Here is a 1163-nt window from a genome sequence, read left to right on the forward strand (position 1 = left end):
CAGGTTCCGGTTCCTCATCACCCAGGTCCAGCCTGAACAGGTTTACCGTACCCAGGTCCCGGTCGGACATGAATATCAAGGTTTCTTCACCTGCCCAGCGGGCCATTCCGTCGTCTCCATCCCGGGTGGTTATGGCCTCAAACCTGTCTTCCTCCCCGTGATGCACCCAGATGTTCATGGCATCCGGACCCCGGTAGTGGCGCTTGTTCCAGTCGTGATAAAATCCTCCTCTGGTGAATACGGTCTTACTGCCGCTTGGTGAAAGCCTTGGTTCGGAACCGAAGGCCTGGTGCAGCCTCTGGTGCTGCCCGCCTTCGGGGGGCAGTCTGTAGGGGCGGTGCTCCCGGTACACGTCCGCCTCCAGCAGACCGGAAAAGGTAATCACCTCCCGGCCCTCTTCATCCATGGACCAGTCCGGATTGCGCATGAACCGGTCGCTGTGGGTCAACTGCTTTACCTGAGTACCATCCTCCCGGATACGCCACAGATTCATGTAGCCGTCGCGCATGGAAGTAAAGACCAGAGACTCCCCGTCCGGACTCCAGCTGGAATGCAGATCGTCATGCCTGTGACGGGTGAGACGTCTGGCATCTCCCCCCTGGATGCCGGCCAGCCAGAGATCTCCGCCTGAACTGAAAGCTATCCTGGAACCGTCCGGGCTAATGGAAGGAAAACGCGGCAGATCCACAGCTCCGGACCCTGCCCAGGCAGTCCCTGCATAAAGCAAAAACACAAGGAGCATGCCTGCTGTCGATAAAGCCCCCAAAAATTTTGATCCCCTTGAACCTGTCCTGCAAAGCATCCTGATGATGCACGAAGATACACAATTATTCATAAATACCCTGACCATCTTCCGGCCTTCTTTATCAATTCTTGGAGTCTGGACTCTCATTTACTGGCTGATCACTCTCTTTATTCCAAATTGCAATCAATATGATTTCTCCAGACAGTCTGGATATCATTCTAAGTTCGGAAAACCGCCCCACAGAAAAAGAATTTTACCACCCCGGTTGAATGGAAGAAATTCAACGGGGCAGGCAGAGGGCACAGAGAGGCACAGAGTCACGACAAAGAGGGCTTTTCTCTGTGAACCTCTGTGATCTCTGTGGTGTCAAATATTTGATGACAACGGGCATAAAGATCATCTTGAATGCAAGTCGGAA

1 protein-coding gene and 1 pseudogene are annotated in these 1163 nt (G+C 53.6%); one reads left to right on the plus strand and one right to left on the minus strand.

Going from position 1 to position 1163, the window contains the following annotated elements; translation table 11 throughout:
• Nucleotides 1–742 (minus strand): annotated as a pseudogene (locus D5S03_RS09000) (S41 family peptidase); the annotation flags it as partial.
• Between D5S03_RS09000 and D5S03_RS09005 the strand changes: the two are divergent.
• Nucleotides 741–1100 carry a hypothetical protein gene (locus D5S03_RS09005; protein WP_287043596.1) on the plus strand — a complete coding sequence of 120 codons (360 nt, stop codon included), beginning with the start codon at nucleotides 741–743 and terminating at the stop codon, nucleotides 1098–1100. The pseudogene D5S03_RS09000 and the gene D5S03_RS09005 sit on opposite strands and share 2 nt — an antisense overlap.
• Nucleotides 1101–1163: the final 63 nt, after the last annotated feature.

Source organism: Desulfonatronospira sp. MSAO_Bac3 (assembly GCF_003838035.1).
GTDB classification, from domain to species: domain Bacteria; phylum Desulfobacterota; class Desulfovibrionia; order Desulfovibrionales; family Desulfonatronovibrionaceae; genus Desulfonatronospira; species Desulfonatronospira thiodismutans.

What these genes read in the sequence shown, in the direction of transcription:
- D5S03_RS09005 (WP_287043596.1), top strand. Translation starts at nt 741, where the DNA reads ATGCCTGCTGTCGATAAAGCCCCCAAAAATTTTGATCCCCTTGAACCT.